The organism is Sphingomonas sp. BK481 (assembly GCF_014194875.1).
In the GTDB taxonomy this organism is placed as follows: Bacteria; Pseudomonadota; Alphaproteobacteria; order Sphingomonadales; family Sphingomonadaceae; genus Sphingomonas; species Sphingomonas aerolata.
In genome coordinates this window covers 377,704-394,320 of sequence record NZ_JACIAP010000001.1, presented here as the reverse complement: position 1 = coordinate 394,320, position 16,617 = coordinate 377,704, and the positions used below count along the sequence as shown (strand labels likewise).

At 66.7% G+C, this 16,617-nt stretch carries 13 protein-coding genes; 5 read left to right on the top strand and 8 right to left on the bottom strand.

Going from position 1 to position 16,617, the window contains the following annotated elements; translation table 11 throughout:
* Together FHY04_RS01775 and FHY04_RS01770 are read left to right on the top strand one after the other, a co-directional pair.
* Complete coding sequence (locus tag FHY04_RS01775) at positions 1-2,172, top strand: primosomal protein N' (RefSeq protein WP_183935191.1); 2,172 nt, start codon at positions 1-3, stop codon at positions 2,170-2,172.
* Positions 2,173-2,218: 46 nt separating this feature from the next.
* Complete coding sequence (locus FHY04_RS01770; protein ID WP_183935190.1) at positions 2,219-3,301, top strand: acyltransferase; 1,083 nt, start codon at positions 2,219-2,221, stop codon at positions 3,299-3,301.
* A 6-nt stretch (positions 3,302-3,307) separates the two neighbouring features.
* Here FHY04_RS01770 and FHY04_RS01765 read toward each other — a convergent pair whose 3' ends face one another.
* From FHY04_RS01765 to FHY04_RS01745, 5 genes are all read right to left on the bottom strand, one after another.
* On the bottom strand, positions 3,308-3,562 hold the full coding sequence (locus FHY04_RS01765; RefSeq protein WP_183935189.1) for an ATP synthase F1 subunit epsilon: 255 nt from the start codon (positions 3,560-3,562) through the stop codon (positions 3,308-3,310).
* A gap of 134 nt (positions 3,563-3,696) precedes the next feature.
* Entirely contained in the window at positions 3,697-5,169 is a 1,473-nt protein-coding gene (atpD, locus tag FHY04_RS01760) for a F0F1 ATP synthase subunit beta (RefSeq protein WP_037530472.1), read from the bottom strand.
* A gap of 17 nt (positions 5,170-5,186) precedes the next feature.
* Positions 5,187-6,080, bottom strand: a complete 894-nt coding sequence (locus FHY04_RS01755; protein WP_056405313.1) for a F0F1 ATP synthase subunit gamma — start codon at positions 6,078-6,080, stop codon at positions 5,187-5,189.
* Positions 6,081-6,150: 70 nt separating this feature from the next.
* Entirely contained in the window at positions 6,151-7,680 is a 1,530-nt protein-coding gene (atpA, locus tag FHY04_RS01750; protein WP_031394432.1) for a F0F1 ATP synthase subunit alpha, read from the bottom strand.
* Positions 7,681-7,682: 2 nt separating this feature from the next.
* Positions 7,683-8,252: a F0F1 ATP synthase subunit delta gene (locus tag FHY04_RS01745; RefSeq protein WP_031394433.1), complete on the bottom strand. Its 570-nt coding sequence runs from the start codon at positions 8,250-8,252 to the stop codon at positions 7,683-7,685.
* A gap of 326 nt (positions 8,253-8,578) precedes the next feature.
* On the opposite strand from FHY04_RS01745, the gene FHY04_RS01740 reads away from it, so the two are divergent.
* Positions 8,579-9,256, top strand: coding sequence for a dienelactone hydrolase family protein (locus FHY04_RS01740; protein ID WP_183935188.1), 678 nt, complete (start codon positions 8,579-8,581; stop codon positions 9,254-9,256).
* Positions 9,257-9,331: 75 nt separating this feature from the next.
* The gene (locus FHY04_RS01735; protein WP_183935187.1) at positions 9,332-10,417 is read left to right on the top strand and encodes a bifunctional transcriptional activator/DNA repair enzyme AdaA; all 1,086 of its coding nucleotides are present in this window, start codon (positions 9,332-9,334) and stop codon (positions 10,415-10,417) included.
* Positions 10,418-10,442: 25 nt separating this feature from the next.
* Here FHY04_RS01735 and FHY04_RS01730 read toward each other — a convergent pair whose 3' ends face one another.
* Both FHY04_RS01730 and FHY04_RS01725 read right to left on the bottom strand, forming a co-directional pair.
* Positions 10,443-12,020: a hypothetical protein gene (locus FHY04_RS01730; protein ID WP_311723261.1), complete on the bottom strand. Its 1,578-nt coding sequence runs from the start codon at positions 12,018-12,020 to the stop codon at positions 10,443-10,445.
* Between the two features lie 100 nt (positions 12,021-12,120).
* Positions 12,121-13,638 carry a S1C family serine protease gene (locus FHY04_RS01725; RefSeq protein ID WP_183935186.1) on the bottom strand — a complete coding sequence of 506 codons (1,518 nt, stop codon included), beginning with the start codon at positions 13,636-13,638 and terminating at the stop codon, positions 12,121-12,123.
* Between the two features lie 131 nt (positions 13,639-13,769).
* Here FHY04_RS01725 and FHY04_RS01720 point away from each other — a divergent pair, with 131 nt between their 5' ends.
* Positions 13,770-15,296, top strand: a complete 1,527-nt coding sequence (locus tag FHY04_RS01720) for a CpaF family protein (protein WP_166746812.1) — start codon at positions 13,770-13,772, stop codon at positions 15,294-15,296.
* A gap of 822 nt (positions 15,297-16,118) precedes the next feature.
* Here FHY04_RS01720 and FHY04_RS01715 read toward each other — a convergent pair.
* Entirely contained in the window at positions 16,119-16,286 is a 168-nt protein-coding gene (locus FHY04_RS01715) for a DUF6980 family protein (protein WP_221211590.1), read from the bottom strand.
* Positions 16,287-16,617 lie beyond the last annotated feature (331 nt).

The following is a 16,617-nucleotide window of genomic DNA, read 5'->3' as shown; positions in this document are numbered from 1 at the left end:
ATGTCGTCGCGCGCCCGTGTCCTGATCCTCAACGCCGCCCTCGGGCCGCTCGACTACCGCGTGCCCGCGGGCATGGACGTCGCGCCCGGCTCGATCGTGGTCGCGCCGCTGGGTCCGCGCCAGCTGCTCGGCGTGGTATGGGAGGCGGAGCGGATGCCGTCGGATGCGGAGGTCGGCGACAACCGCCTGCGCAATCTGCTCGCGGCCGCGGACGTGCCGCCGCTCGGCGCGCCACTGCGCCGGCTGATCGAATGGACCGCCGATTATTATCTGGCGCCCCCCGCCTCGGTGCTGCGGATGTCGCTCGCCTCGACTTCCGCGCTCGAGGGCGCGCGCACCGCGACCGAATATCGCGCGACCGGCACGATCCCCCCGCGCCTGACGCCGCAACGCGAGCAGGCGCTCGAGCGGATCGGTGATCGCCAGGGTCTGATCCGTGAACTGGCGCAGCTCGCCGAGGTGAGCGACGCGGTCATTCGCGGTCTCGTCAAGGTCGGCGGGATCGAGGCGGTCGAGGTGGATATCGACAGCCCCTATCCTGTCCCCGACCCGCTGCATCACGTCCCCGTGCTGTCGCCCGATCAGCGCGCGGCGGCGGACTCGCTCGTAAAAGGCGTCGCCGACCACATCTTCACGCCGACATTGCTCGACGGCGTGACCGGCTCGGGCAAGACCGAGGTCTATTTCGAGGCGGTCGCGCAGGCGATCCGCGACGGCCGCCAGACTCTGGTGCTGCTGCCCGAGATCGCATTGACCGAGCCCTTCCTCAAGCGCTTCCACAACAGGTTCGGCTGCGAGCCGATCGCGTGGCATTCGGGGCTGCGGTCCACCCAGCGCCGCCGGGCCTGGCGTGCGATCGCGAGCGGCGAGGCGCTGGTGACGGTCGGCGCACGCTCCGCGCTGTTCCTGCCCTATCGCGATCTTGGCCTGATCGTCGTCGACGAAGCGCACGAAACCAGCTTCAAACAGGAAGAGGGCGTGCATTATCACGCTCGCGACGTCGCGGTGATGCGCGGCAAGTTCGAGGGGTGCCCGGTCATCCTCGCTTCCGCCACCCCCGCGATCGAGACCCGCCAGCAGGTCGCGACCGGCCGTTATGCCGAACTGAGGCTGCCCGGTCGGTTCGGCGTGGCGGAAATGCCGACGATCGAACCGATCGACCTGATCAAGGAGCCGCCCGAGCGCGGTCGCTGGCTCGCCCCGCGACTGGTCCAGGCGATGCAGGCGACGCTGGAGAAGCGCGAACAGGTACTGCTGTTCCTCAACCGCCGGGGCTATGCACCGCTGACGCTGTGCCGCACCTGCGGGCACCGGTTCCAGTGTCCCAACTGCACCGCATGGATGGTCGAGCACCGGCTGACGCGGCGTCTTGCCTGTCATCATTGCGGCCATGCCGAGCCGACCCCGCGCGTCTGTCCCGAATGCCAGGGCGAGGATACGCTCGTCGCCTGCGGTCCCGGTGTCGAGCGGATCGCGGACGAGGTCGCAGCACTATTTCCCGAGGCGAAGACCGCGGTCGTCACGTCGGACACGATCTGGTCGCCTGCCAAGGCAGCGGAATTCGTCGACCGGATGGAGGCGGGCGATATCGACATCGTCGTCGGCACGCAGCTGGTGACCAAGGGCTATCACTTCCCCAATCTGACGCTGGTCGGCGTGGTCGATGCGGATCTGGGGCTCGACGGCGGCGACCTGCGCGCGGCTGAGCGCACCTTCCAGCAGATCCGCCAGGTGTCGGGGCGTGCCGGGCGCGGCGAGAAGCCCGGCCATGTCTTCATCCAGACGCACAGCCCCGCCGCGCAGGTGATGCAGGCGCTGATCACCGGCGACGCCGACGCCTTTTATGCGGCCGAGACCGAGGCGCGCAAGGATGCGGGCGCGCCGCCCTTTGGCCGTTATGCCGCGATCGTCGTGTCGTCGGAGGATCAGCGGTGCGCGCACGACACCGCCAATCTCGTCGGGCGAAGCGCACCGCAGGTCGAGGGGATGCATGTCTATGGCCCCGCGCCCGCACCGCTTGCGATGCTGCGCGGCCGGCACCGCTACCGCCTGCTCGTCCATGCGAAGCGCGCGCTCGACGTGCAGGACGTGATCCGTGCATGGCTCGGCACGCTCGACTGGCCGTCCAAGGTGCGCGTCACCGTCGACGTCGATCCCTATAATTTTCTCTGATACGACAGCAACCGACGCTTAACCGCTAGCACGCTATCCAGGGTGGATGTCGGCGCAGCGTGTCACCCCGATTCAATGGCTGCGCGCGCTCGCCGCGACGATGGTCGTTGCCGCGCATGCAGCGAACCTGGTCGATGCGGGTCCGGTGCGGATCACCGGCGCGTTCATCCCGTCGGTGCCCAATCTCTCCGTGGTCGGCATCAGCGGCGTCGATCTCTTCTTCGTCATCAGCGGCTTCGTCATGGCGCAGTCGCTCGCGACCGCACCACGCGATCCCTGGGGTTTTCTCGTCCAGCGCTGGCGCCGCATCGTCCCGCTCTTCGCGCTCGCCAGCATCGCCTATATCCTCGTCGCGACCGAGCCGCAGCCGGTCGAGGCGATGCTGATGTCGATCACCGTCCTCCCGCTGCTCGACGGCGCCGACTATCATCAGCCTTCGCTCTATGTCGGCTGGACGCTGGGCTTCGAATTTGCCTTCTACGCGCTTGTCGCACTCGCGATGACCGCCCGCCACCACAGGACCCGGTGGCTGCTGGTCGCGACGCTCACCGTTGCGCTGCTCGGCTGCATCGTCCAGCCCGGCTGGGCGCCGGCGCGGCTCCTCTTCAATCCGATGCAGCTGGAATTCGCCTTTGGCCTGCTCGTCTGGATCGCCTGGCGACGGGGCATCACCGCACCCGTCGCGGCGATGGCCACGGTTCTGGGAACCGCGCTGCTCGCTATCGGTATCGCCGTCGGGCTAGGTCCCGCGGTCTCGGGCGATGTCCAGGCGGCAGTCGCCGGCACCTCCGGTCTTGCACGCAGCTGGACCTGGGGGCTGCCCTGGGCGCTCGTCCTGCTCGGGGTGATCGACACGCCAGGTGGCGGCCGGTTCGACCGGATCGTCGCGCGGATCGGCGACGCCTCCTATTCGACCTATCTCGTCCACCCTTGCCTGATCGCGCTGCTGTGGCGCATCGGCGGGATGTTGCCGGAATGCCCGGCGCTGGTCTTCGTCGCGCTAGTCGTGACGCTGTCGACGGTCGCGGGGCTCATCGTCCACCGCTGGATCGAACGGCCGCTGCTGCAGGTGCTAGCCCGGCAGCGCAAGGCGGCGGCGCCCGTCGCTACCGACGCGGCGCTCGCCTGAGGCTGTTTACTCGCCCGCCTGCTCGGCGAGGATGGTCAGGCCCGTGGCGTTGACCTCGGCGAAACCACCGCGGATCGCGATCGTATCGGGCGTGCCGTTCTGCGTCCGATGCACCTGCACGCTCCCGTCACGGACGGTCGACATGAACGGCGCATGGCCTTCCAGCACGCCGAAATCGCCTTCGGTGCCGGGGACGACGACCATATAGACCTCCTCCGACCGGACGAGCTTTTCTGGCGTGACGAGTTCGAAATGCAGCATGTCTATCTTCTCACTCCCCTCCCGCATGCGGGAGGGGCCGGGGGTGGGCTCGCGCTATCGGCCTCGCGCGACGTGGAGAGCGGGTGCCCACCCCCCAGCCCCCTCCCGCTTGCGGGAGGGGGAGTCAGGTTGGCTTACGCCTCCGCAGCCATCTTCTCGGCCTTGGCGACCGCTTCGTCGATGCCGCCGACCATGTAGAAGGCGCTCTCGGGCAGGTGATCATACTCACCCTCGACCACCGCCTTGAACGAACGGACAGTGTCCTCGAGCTGGACGAACTTGCCGCTGATGCCGGTGAAGACCTCGGCGACGTGGAACGGCTGGCTCAGGAACTTCTGGATCTTGCGCGCACGCTGCACGGTGAGCTTATCCTCCTCGGACAGCTCGTCCATGCCGAGAATCGCGATGATGTCCTGCAGCGACTTGTACTTCTGCAGCGTCGACTGGACCGCACGGGCGGTGTCGTAATGCTCCTGGCCGACGACGCGTGGCTCGAGCAGACGCGAGGTCGAATCGAGCGGATCCACCGCCGGGTAGATGCCCAGCTCCGAAATCGCACGGTTGAGATTGGTCGTCGCATCGAGATGCGCGAACGACGTTGCCGGTGCCGGATCGGTAAGATCGTCCGCGGGAACGTACACGGCCTGCACCGAGGTGATCGACCCCTTGTTGGTCGAGGTGATGCGCTCCTGCAGCGCGCCCATGTCGGTCGACAGCGTCGGCTGATAGCCCACGGCCGACGGAATGCGGCCGAGCAGTGCCGAAACCTCTGCGCCCGCCTGCGTGAAGCGGAAGATGTTGTCGACGAAGAACAGCACGTCCTGGCCTTCGACGTCGCGGAAATATTCGGCGATCGTCAGACCCGAGAGAGCGACGCGTGCGCGTGCGCCCGGCGGCTCGTTCATCTGGCCGAATACCAGCGCGACCTTCGAGCCTTCCGACTGCGGATTGCCGTCGGCATCCTTGGCGATGACGCCTGCGTCGAGGAACTCGTGGTACAGATCGTTACCCTCGCGGGTACGCTCGCCGACGCCGGCGAACACCGAGGTGCCGCCGTGGCCCTTGGCGATGTTGTTGATCAGCTCCTGGATCAGCACGGTCTTGCCGACGCCGGCGCCGCCGAACAGGCCGATCTTGCCGCCCTTTGCATAAGGTGCGAGCAGATCGATGACCTTGATGCCGGTGACCAGGATCGCGCTCTCGGTCGACTGGTCGACGAACAACGGTGCCGATGCGTGGATCGGGGCGGTCTGCTCTGCGCCGACGGGGCCGCGCTCGTCGATCGGCTCGCCGATGACATTGAGGATGCGGCCAAGCGTCTTCGGGCCGACGGGCACGCGGATCTGCGAGCCGGTGTCGGTGACGGTCTGGCCGCGGGTCAGACCCTCGGTCGCGTCCATCGCGATCGTGCGAACGGTGTTCTCGCCGAGATGCTGCGCGACTTCGAGGACGAGCCGGTTGCCGTTGTTATCGGTTTCGAGCGCCGACAGAATCGCGGGCAGGTTGTCCGGGAAATGCACGTCGACGACCGCGCCGATCACCTGCGAGATGCGACCTGTGTTGTTCGTTGCCGCCACTGGGGCGATGGTCTCTGGGGCGGTTGCCATTATCTGCTTCCTTGGGCTTACTTGAGCGCTTCGGCGCCCGAGATGATTTCGACCAGCTCGGTCGTGATCGCGGCTTGGCGTGTACGGTTATACTGGATCGAGAGGCGCGTGATCATGTCGCCCGCGTTGCGCGTGGCGTTGTCCATCGCGTTCATGCGGCTGCCCTGCTCCGACGCTGCGTTTTCGAGCAGCGCGCGGAAGATCTGGATCGCGACGTTGCGCGGCAGCAGATCGGCGAGGATCGCTTCCTCGTCGGGCTCGTACTCGACCACGGCTTCCGCCGGTGCGTTGGGTTTTGCCTCTGCGCCGGGGATGGTCGAGAGCGGCACGGGAACGATCTGGATGCCGGTCGGCACCTGCACCAGCGCCGAGACGAACTTGGCATAGAACAGATGCGCGACGTCGAACTGACCCTCGCCGAAGCGCTTGATCAGGTCTTCGGAGATCGCCTGCGCGTCGCTGAACGCGAGCTTCTTGATCCCGCCCATCTCGTGATCGGCGAGAATGTCGTTCGGGAAGAAACGCTTGATCACGCGGCCCTTCTTGCCGGCGACATAGAATTTCACGGTCTTGCCGGCCGCGATCAGCTCCTCGGCCTTGCGACGTGCCGCGCGGACGATGTTGGTGTTGAACGCACCGGCCAGACCACGCTCCGACGTCGCGATGACGATCAGATGGACCTGGTCCTTGCCGGTCCCGGCCAGCAGGGGCGATGCGCCCGGCGCGATGCCGACGCGCCCGGCAAGGCTCGCCATCACCGCTTCGAGCCGCTCGGCATAGGGCCGGCCGGCGACCGCCGCGTCCTGCGCACGGCGCAGTTTCGCAGCGGCGACCATCTTCATCGCCTTGGTGATCTTCTGCGTCGACTTCACCGAGCCGATACGGATCTTGAGTGCCTTGAGGCTCGCCATCTACGTCCCTTTGTTCCCCCGCGACGGCGGAGGCCCAGTCTGCCCCCGCATCAGCGGGGGCATGTTCTACTTATGCAAACGTCTTGGCGAATGCCTCGAGCGCTGCCTTCAGCTTGTCCTTCGCCTCGTTACCCAGATCGCGGGTATCGCGGATCAGCTTGAGCACATCGGCATGGTTCGCGCGCATGTCGGCCAGCAGTGCCTGCTCGTAACGGGTCACGTCGGCGACGGGCACCTTGTCGAGGAAACCGCTGGTGCCGGCGAAGATCGACACGGTCTGCTCCTCGAACGGCAGCGGCGAGAACTGCGCCTGCTTGAGCAGCTCGGTCAGACGCGCACCCCGGTTCAGCAGCTTCTGCGTCGACGCATCGAGATCCGACCCGAACTGCGCGAACGCCGCCATCTCGCGATACTGCGCCAGCTCGAGCTTGATCGAGCCCGACACCTTCTTCATCGCCTTGGTCTGCGCGGCCGAGCCGACGCGGCTGACCGAGAGACCGACGTTGATCGCCGGGCGCACGCCCGAGAAGAACAGGTCGGTTTCGAGGAAGATCTGGCCGTCGGTGATCGAGATCACGTTGGTCGGGATGTACGCCGAAACGTCGCCCGCCTGCGTCTCGATGATCGGCAGCGCGGTCAGCGAGCCGCCGCCATTCGCGTCCGACATCTTGGCCGCACGCTCGAGCAGACGGCTGTGGAGATAGAACACGTCGCCGGGATAGGCTTCGCGGCCCGGCGGACGACGCAGCAGCAGCGACATCTGGCGGTAGGCGACCGCCTGCTTCGACAGATCGTCGTAGCAGATCAGCGCGTGCATGCCGCGATCGCGGAAATACTCGCCCATCGCGACGCCGGTATAGGGCGCGAGATACTGGAGCGGTGCGGGGTCCGACGCGGTGGCTGCAACCACGATGGAATATTCCATCGCGCCATTCTCTTCGAGCGTCTTGACGAGCTGCGCGACGGTCGAGCGCTTCTGGCCGATCGCGACATAGACGCAATACAGCTTCTTCGACTCGTCGTCGCCCGCGTTCGCGGTCTTCTGGTTGATGAACGCGTCGATCGCGACGGCCGACTTGCCGGTCTGGCGATCGCCGATGATCAGCTCGCGCTGGCCACGGCCGACGGGAACGAGTGCGTCGATCGCCTTGAGACCGGTCTGGACCGGCTCGCTAACCGACTGGCGCGGAATGATGCCCGGTGCCTTGACCTCGACGCGGCTGCGCTCGGTCGTGTGGATCGGGCCCTTGCCGTCGATCGGGTTGCCGAGGCCATCGACCACGCGGCCGAGCAGCTCCTTGCCGATCGGCACGTCGACGATCGTGCCGGTGCGCTTGACGATGTCGCCTTCCTTGATCTCCGAGTCAGACCCGAAGATCACGACGCCGACATTGTCGGCCTCGAGGTTAAGCGCCATGCCCTGCACGCCGTTCGAGAATTCGACCATCTCGCCGGCCTGGACGTTGTCGAGGCCGAAGATGCGCGCGATGCCGTCGCCGACGCTCAGCACCTGGCCGGTCTCGCTGACCTGGGCCTCGGTGCCGAAATTGGCGATCTGATCCTTGATGATCTTCGAGATTTCTGCGGCGCGGATATCCATGGTCAGCCTTTCATCGCCTGCGCGAGCGTGTTCAAACGGGTGCGGATCGACGAATCGATCATCTGGCTGCCGACGCGGACAACAAGTCCGCCCAGCAGCGATGGGTCGACGTTGAGGTCGACGGAAACTTCACGGCCGACCCGCTGGCGGAGCTGATGCTTCAGCTCGATCACCTGCTCTTCGGACAGCGGATGCGCGGAGGTCACTTCGGCTGCGATCTCGCCGCGATGCTGCGCAGCAAGCGTGCGATACGCCTTGATGATCTTGGCCAGCGCGCCGAGCCGGTGGTTCTCGGCCAGCACGCCCAGGAAATTCTTCGTGGTCGCATCGACGCCGAGTTCGTCGGCGACGGCGGAGATCGCCTTCACCGCCGCGCCGCGCGATACCATCGGGCTCGTCGTGAGGTCGCGGAGCGTGTCGGACTGCGCAAGCGCGTCGCGCACGGTCGACAGGCTCTGCTCGACCGCGTCGATCGTCTTGGCGTCACGCGCCAGTTCGAACAGGGCGAGCGCATAACGCCCACCTAAGCTCGCCTGGATAGCGCCGCCGCCGTTACCGGGAAGTGTCTCCACGGACCTGTCAATCCTCGTCTGAAACCGAATGTCGCCGTCCCACAAGGGAAGAGGGCGCGAAAGCACCTCTACCGGGACGCGGCGCGGGTAGCATCGGGTTCCAGCATTGGCAAGCCGGGCGGGCGGAGGAGACGACTGGTTTGTGACTGTTTTGTCATCGGTAGATGGTTGGAAGGCCCACCTCACCCTCTTCGTCATCCCCGCGCAGGCGGGGATCCATATCCTCCGGACCCAGCGCATTCATCGCAGGGCCTGCCACTATGGGTTCCCGCGTCCGCGGGAATGACGATAATGGTCGGAACAGGATCACACGACAAGGAATCGGAATGACCGGCACGATGGAAAGCATGACCATGTCCGACGGCGCGACGATCGCGGTCTATCATGCGCAGCCGACAGAAGACCGTCGCGGCGGGCTCGTCCTCGTGCAGGAGATCTTCGGCGTCACCGACCATATCCGCGATCTGTGCGACGACTATGCCGCCGATGGCTATGAAGTGCTGGCCCCCGCCTTGTTCGACCGGGAGCATCCAGGCTTCGAGGCGGACTATTCGGGTGACGGCCTTGCCCGCGGGATCGAACTTGCGCGGCAGCTCCATCCCTTCGAACTGTCGCTGACCGACGTCCAGACCTGCATCGACTCGCTCGCCCCCGCCGGGCCGGTGTTCGTCGTCGGCTATTGCTATGGGGGGTCGGTCGCGTGGTTCGCGGCCACCCGCCTCACCGGCGTGGCCGCCGCGAGCGGCTATTATGGCAGCATGATCCCGGCGGCGGCGGACGAGGAGCCCAAGGTTCCCGTCATCCTCCATTTCGGCCGCCACGATCACGGCATCCCGATGGAGGGCGTCGAGCAGGTGATCGCCAGGGACTGGCCGAACGCCACGGTCCATGTCTACGAGGCGGGCCACGGCTTCAACTCGGATCGCCGCAAGGATTATCACGAGCCGAGCGCCGATCTGGCAAAGGCGCGCACGCTTGCGCTGTTCCACGCGAATGGCGGCTGAGCGGCGCGGGCGCCTCCCCGGTTTGACCGCAAGCCGCGGGATGCAGCGCCCCAGTCGACGCGCTACACCCTGCCCATGACGCACACCGCCCCAGATCCGGACACCGCCTGGACCGCCTTTGCCACCCGGGACCGGGCGTGGGACGGTCGGTTCATCGTCGCGGTGAGGACCACCGGCATCTATTGCAAGCCAAGCTGTCCGGCCCGTCATCCCAGACGCGAGAATGTCGTCTTCCTTGATGACCCGGCCAGCGCCCGGGCGGCCGGGTTCCGGGCCTGCCTTCGCTGCACCCCGGACTCCGTGGGCCGCGACCGGATAGCGGTCGCCGCCGCCGTCGCCCTGCTCGAAGCCACGGACGACCGCCTCTCGCTCGACCAGCTCGCAGCACAAGCGGGCTATGCGCCGCATCATTTCCACCGGCTGTTCAAGCGCGCGACCGGGGTCACGCCGGCCGCCTATGCCCGCGGCCTGCGCAGCGCACGCGCCGCCGACGCGCTGACCCGTGAGGCCCACGTCGCCGCCGCGATCTACGATGCGGGCTATGCCGCGCCGAGTCGCTTCTACGCCGGCGCCGCGTCGCGCATGGGGATGCCGCCGAGCGTCTGGGCGCGCGGCGGCGACGGGGTCCGGATCCGCTGGACGGTCGTCGCGACCAGCCTCAGGCCGCTACTGATCGCCGCGACCGATACGGGGCTGTGCCGCGTGGCGTTCGACGAGGACGCGGCCGACCTCGTCGCGCGCTTCCCCCGGGCGATCGTCACGCCCGGCGACGCGGCACTCGCCGATCTCGCGGCGCGCGTCGTCGCCAGCGTCGAATCACCCGACCGCCAGCACGACCTCCCGCTCGACGTCCGCGGCACCGCGTTCCAGGAGGCGGTCTGGCAGGCGCTCGCCCGCATCCCCGCGGGCGAGACGCGCACCTATACGCAACTCGCCGCTGCCGCCGGCACCCCGGCCGCGGTCCGCGCAGTCGGCAGCGCGTGCGGCGCCAATCCGATCGCCATCCTCATCCCCTGCCACCGCGCGCTTCGCACCGACGGGACACTTGGCGGCTATGCCTATGGCCTCGATCGCAAACGTGCGCTGCTGGCGAAAGAGGCGCCGCGCGAACCCGCCATGTCGCCAGCACATTCAGGCGATCCTCAAACGTCGACATCGTGACGACGGTGGGGTTGGCGCCCTCCCGCTAATTCGCCGGTGTCGGCCCAGACGGCGTTGCCGCCACCGTCTCCCCCCGTGCCTTCGCAAGCGCGAGCATCGCCGCGGGCCCCGTCACGCCGGTATCGAGGATCGCGATCAGCCGCGCCGCCGGGTTGTCTGCCGACTGGTGCGGATCATAGGCGAGCGGGCGCAGCGCGCGTCGGGCGGCATCGGTCTGACCATCGAGGATCGCCTGCGCCGCAACCTTGAAGCGCAGCGCCGGGTCCTGCGGCACCAGCTCGAGCGCGCGACCGATCCCCAGGATCGCGGCCGCGCTGGGGGCCTCGCCCGCCGCGGCGAAGCTGTCATAATAGAGCGACAGCGCCTCGGCATCGTCGGGCGCCTGGCGATTGGCCGTGACGATCCAGCGCCGTGCCGCACTCCATGCCGCCCCCCATGCTGCTGCGTCGCGCGGGGTCGCGGCGGCCGTGCGCCGCATCAGCACCTGCGCCTTGTACAGCATCGCCTGGCGCGACGTCGGATCGGCAGCGAGCGCGCGGTCAGCAGCAGCCAGTGCCGCATCGTCCTGCCCCGCATCATACGCCATCTCGGCAAGCCAGCCCTGCGCCAGCGCATCGTCGGGATAGGCCGCCGCGATCCGGGCGGCGCGCGCAAAGATCGGTGCGGCGGTGGCACGGTTGACGCCGCGCTCCGACTGCATCCGCAGCTCGACCATTGCGGCGGCGCCCGGCGACAACGGCGTCACGGCCACAGGCGCGACGGGCAGCTTATCATATGCGATCCGCAGCCCCGGGATGCGCGACTGGCGAAGATACGCATCGAGCGCCTTGTCGAGCGCGCGCAGGTCGCCGAACGCGGCAGTGGCCGCCGCAACGCTCGGCGTCCCCGCGTTCAGCGCGGTCAGATATTGCTGGAGCTGCCGGCCGCGCGCCGCATCGAACATCAGGTAATGCGTCAGCAACCAGCCACGCCCGTACATCACCCCGCGCTGCTCGTCGGTCAGCTTCTGCCCGGTCGCGAACAGGGTCGCCGCAGGCACCGGCTTGGCCGCGAGCAGGCTGTACGCCCGGTGCTGCGCCGCGCCGCCGAGCTGGACATAATCCTTCTCGAACGCGGCGGTCGAGACGAACTCGGCATAGCCCTCGGAGAACCATGCCGGATAGGCGGCGGCGTAATTGCCCAACAGGAAGTGATGCGCATATTCGTGGAACAGGACGATCTGCGGAATCCCGCCGCCGCGCGTCGAACGACTACCGTCCCCGGCCTCGTCGATCCGCGGGGTGAAGGCGACCGACCCGCTCGCGCGCGGCAGGTAGAATCCGGCGATGCCGCGATCGCCCGACAATCGGCGGATCGCCGCGACGTCGTTCGCGACATAGACGGTGACGCGGTTCGCGCCCTTCGCGCCGGTGCCCTCCGGCGTACGATGGAGATGCCGGATCGCCCCGTCGAACTGCTCGAGCCGGGTCGCCGTCGTCGTGAGCGCGGCGGGCGGCATGTCGGCATAGATCTCAAAATGATCGGAGGTCGCGCGCGCCCATTTCGCCGCTGCCGGCGTCCAGGCGCCGACCAGTCCCGCCATGATCGTGACGCTCCACGCCACCCCATGCCTAACTCTGTGCATTACCCGCATCGCCATCCCCCTCAACACCGCCATCCTGCCATGCGGATCGACGCGTGCCGAGGGAGTAAGCGAGATTCAATCAGTCTGCCGACGTGCAGGAATAGACGAGCTTCTCATTGGGCAGCGGCGGCAGCGTGGCCCGGACCGCGGACTGCTGGCCGACCAGCCGCGTGATCGCCGCCGGATCGGTCGTGCACTGCCCCGGCGTCTCACCACGCGCCGCCCGCGCCGCGGTCATCCCCGCCGCCGACATCAGATAGCGCGTATTGGCATAGGTCCGCGTCGCCGGGTCGAACGACAGCAGCGACACCGTCTGTTCGGCCTCGGGCACCAGCACGCGCTCCCACCGGCCATTGCCCGCGACATATTGGGTCTTGCCGTTGACGCAGCCGCCCGCACCCCAGCCGAGCGGCACGTCTTCGCTCGACGAGATCGTGATCCGGCTCCGCTCGGGGATCAGCCGGCACATGAGCCGGCCGAGCGCCTTGTCCTCGACCACCGGCCCCGATCGCGCGACCGCCGCCGTGGGAAGGTCGACCGCGCCCGACGGCCTGGCCACGAACACGACGACCGCCGCGACCACCGCGACGCCGCCGCCCGCGACCGTCCAGACCGCCGCACGCCGCCGGCCGCGCGATTCGAGCAGCCCCGCCGCACCGATCCCGAGCGCGCCTGCGACCAGCAGCAGCCCCGCGATCGCCATGACGTTCTCGCGCCGGCGCTCCGCTTCGATACGCGCCTGTTCCAGCGCGCGTTCACGCGACAGCGCCGCCTGCGTCGCCACATCGCGCCGCGCCGCCGCCGCATCGGCCGCCGCGCGCACGTCGGCGTCGCTGTCCTGCCGCAACCGCTCCTCGATCGAAGTGCACGGCGTTCCGACCGCGCTATAGGGCTGCTTCGCCTCGCGCAGGAATGCGGCGAGCTCGGTGTCCGCGATTGCGAAGCCGAACGTCGAATCGCCCTCCTCGCCGCGGGTGATCGCGGAATTGACGCCGATCACCCGCCCGCACCGGTCGAGCAGCGGGCCACCCGAATTGCCGCGCGCGATATTGGCGGTGTGCAACAGCACCTCGACATCGCTCAGACTGCGCCGGCCCGAGAACACGCCCTCCGACCGCACCGGGCTGGTCGGCCGGATATAGTCCGCGGCCGAGCGCGCGGTGGCGAGGTCGACATTGCCGGGAAAGCCCAGCGACACCACCGCCCCGCCCTCATCGATCGGTCCCGTATACAGCGCGGTCTGCGGCAGGCGCGCGCCGGTGAACTCGATCAGCGCTAGATCGCGCTGCACGTCATAGGCAATCACCTTGCCCTGATAGGATTTGTCCCCCTCAGTCGGCACAACGCCGACGACGACATTGTCGGGATAGCGTTCCGCCAGCTCGACGACATGCGCGTTGGTGACGATCCGGTTGGGCGCGACTGCGAAGCCGCTGCCATGACCGAAGCCGACGACCTGATCGTCGACCACCGCGATCGTCACGACACGCACGACCCCTCGCCCGGTCGCGCTGATGTCGTCGGCGCTGGCGGGGGCGGCGATGCCGATGAGCGCGGCGAGCGGAAGGACGAGCAGGGATAGCAGGCGGATCAGCATGCGCCCCCCTTATCCGCCCGCGCGCCGCGGCAGAACCCGTTTCAGGACCGAACCGGGTCGCCGATCGATTGGTTAGCGAATTGGCAAGGCTTCGCCGGTAACCCCGGCATTAACGATCGAGGGACTGGTGCATGAGCGCGTTCGGACGACGCAGTGGGATGAGTGGCGGAACGGCAGCGCGGCCCGCGTTCGGAGTCGCGCGACCGATGCAGGGCGGCGGCCCCGCCCCGCGACCCGATCCCGAAGGCGGCGCGCAATTCCCTGCGCTCGACACTCTCCTGCCGATGCCCGGCGAGACCGAGGGCGGCGTGCCGATCGGTCAGGTCGACGCGATGCAGCGACTCGCCGATCGCCAGGCCGCGTCGGGCGATGCGGGCGCGAGCAAGGTCGAGGGCTTCGAACAGTCGATCCACAAGATCAAGGAACAGGTGCTTCCCCGCCTGCTCGAACGCGTCGATCCCGAGGCTGCGGCAACGCTCGGCAAGGACGAGCTGGCGGAGGAATTCCGCCCGATCATCGGCGAGGTGCTCGCCGAGCTGAAGCTGACGCTCAACCGCCGCGAACAGTTCGCGCTCGAAAAGGTGCTGGTCGACGAGCTGCTCGGACTCGGGCCGCTCGAGGAATTGCTCGCGGATCCGAACATCACCGACATCATGGTGAACGGCCCCGAACAGACCTATGTCGAGCGCAAGGGCAAGCTCGAGCTCGCCCCCATCCAATTCCGCGACGAGGAGCATCTGTTCCAGATCGCGCAGCGGATCGTGAACTCGGTCGGCCGCCGCGTCGATCAGACCACCCCGCTCGCCGACGCCCGCCTCAAGGACGGCAGCCGTGTCAACGTGATCGTGCCGCCGCTCTCCTTGCGCGGCACCGCAATCTCGATTCGTAAGTTTTCGGCCAAGCCGATCACGCTCGACATGATGGCCGGGTTCGGCAGCATGAGCCCCAAGATGGCGACCGCGCTCAAGATTGCCGGCGCGTCGCGGTTCAACGTCGTCATTTCGGGCGGTACCGGTTCAGGTAAAACGACGATGCTCAACGCGCTGTCGAAGATGATCGACCCGGGCGAGCGCGTGCTGACGATCGAGGATGCGGCGGAGCTACGCCTGCAGCAGCCGCACTGGCTGCCGCTCGAGACGCGCCCCGCCAATCTGGAGGGCCAGGGCGAGATCAGCATCCGCGATCTCGTCAAGAACGCGCTGCGTATGCGCCCCGACCGGATCATCCTGGGCGAAATCCGTGGCTCCGAGTGCTTCGACATGCTCGCGGCGATGAACACCGGTCACGACGGCTCGATGTGCACGCTCCACGCCAACTCCCCGCGCGAGGCGCTCGCGCGCATGGAGAACATGGTGATGATGTCGGACATCAAGGTGCCCAAGGAGGCGATCTCGCGTCAGATCGCCGATTCGGTCGAGCTGATCATCCAGGTAAAGCGCCTGCGCGACGGCTCGCGCCGCGTGACCAACATCACCGAGGTGATCGGCATGGAAGGCCCCGTGATCGTCACGCAGGAGCTGTTCAAGTTCGAATATCTCGACGAAAGCGCGGACGGCAAGATCCTCGGCGAATACCGCTCGATGGGTCTGCGCCCCTACACGCTCGACAAGGCCAAGCAGTTCGGCTTCGATCAGGCTTATCTGGAGGCGTGCCTCTGACTTCCGCTGGCTGCATCAAGGGCAGGTGGTCGAAACCGTGCTAAAACTGGCCGGCCCGCTTACGCCCAGTTTCGACCATCCCGGAACTTGATCCACGTTCCTGATTGCGGCCATTCATTCAGCTGCTAAAGACGAAGGAGAAGCCTGAAACATGGGTGTGCGGTGCCATAAAGGCGTCAGTTTGGTGGAGTTAAGCCCTGCCCTTCGATTTCACATACCTAAAGTCGATCGCGCACGCTCGATCTCAGCGGTTCCGCTTTTTCGCCGACCCTAGAGGTTGGCCGTATCGAATTTTTGATCTGGATTAGCGACAGTGATAACGCTGCAGAAGCTGCCTATCGTTCACGATGTGGAGGAACTCTGATGAAGTACAGCGTCCTGTTGGTTGCCGTTGCGTTGACGAGTTGGCCAGCGTCGTCACAAGTTCAGCGGCCCATGCCATATCCGACAACTGCGCAGCTTAACGCGGCCGGCGATAATTATCAGTCGCGAACGCTTCGGGATGGTCGTTCGCTAACTGATTTTTCCAAAGATCGACGTGAATGCCTAACCCGCCGCAAGACGGGGCGCGTCGAATGTAGGACGCGCGAGCAATGGCAGCGGCTTGCGGCCCATATGGGCACTAAAGATCGTTGAACGCGACTCTCTCATAGGCGGCCTATCAACGCGTGCGTCTCGATCGCCATTCTCGACTGACATTAAGGTCGATCCCGACCGTTCGCTGATCTAAACAACCGATGTTCTTGGTAGAATATGCAGTGCCAGCTTTCTTAGAAGAGACGTTGAAAGGAAAAGGTCCGCTATCCACCATCAATGGTCCATCTAGGGCAGGCGAGCACCGCACCAAGGGCAAAAGGCAATTTCAATAGCGCTGCTACCGCCATCGTGAACCATCAAGCCGTAGCCGCCGTTCATTTCTGTAACGAAGGCATCGGGACAGTCCGAACGATCCGCATGGACGACGCAAACCCGGTTCAAATCGTCGGCCATCCGAGCGCAGCATGGAATCGAAGTCATGGCGAAATGTGGCGCTAACGCGACCGTGAAAGCAATGTCCGCTATCCTCCCCATATCAGACATTCCGCTTACGCCCAATTGCGGACATTGGCGGTAGTGCTATCGTGAGCAGATGAAATGGAAAATCGCACTCACCGTTTGCTTCGGGCTGGCACTTGCGGCGGAAGGCCACGCACAATCACGCCTTAGCGAGTCATCTTTCGACACGTTCGTCACGGATGGGAAAGACTTTCGGGATCGGATAACGCTCGTCGGGGTACCAAGTCGCCGACAGTTGGATGCGCTTCTTCCGGCGAACGCCACA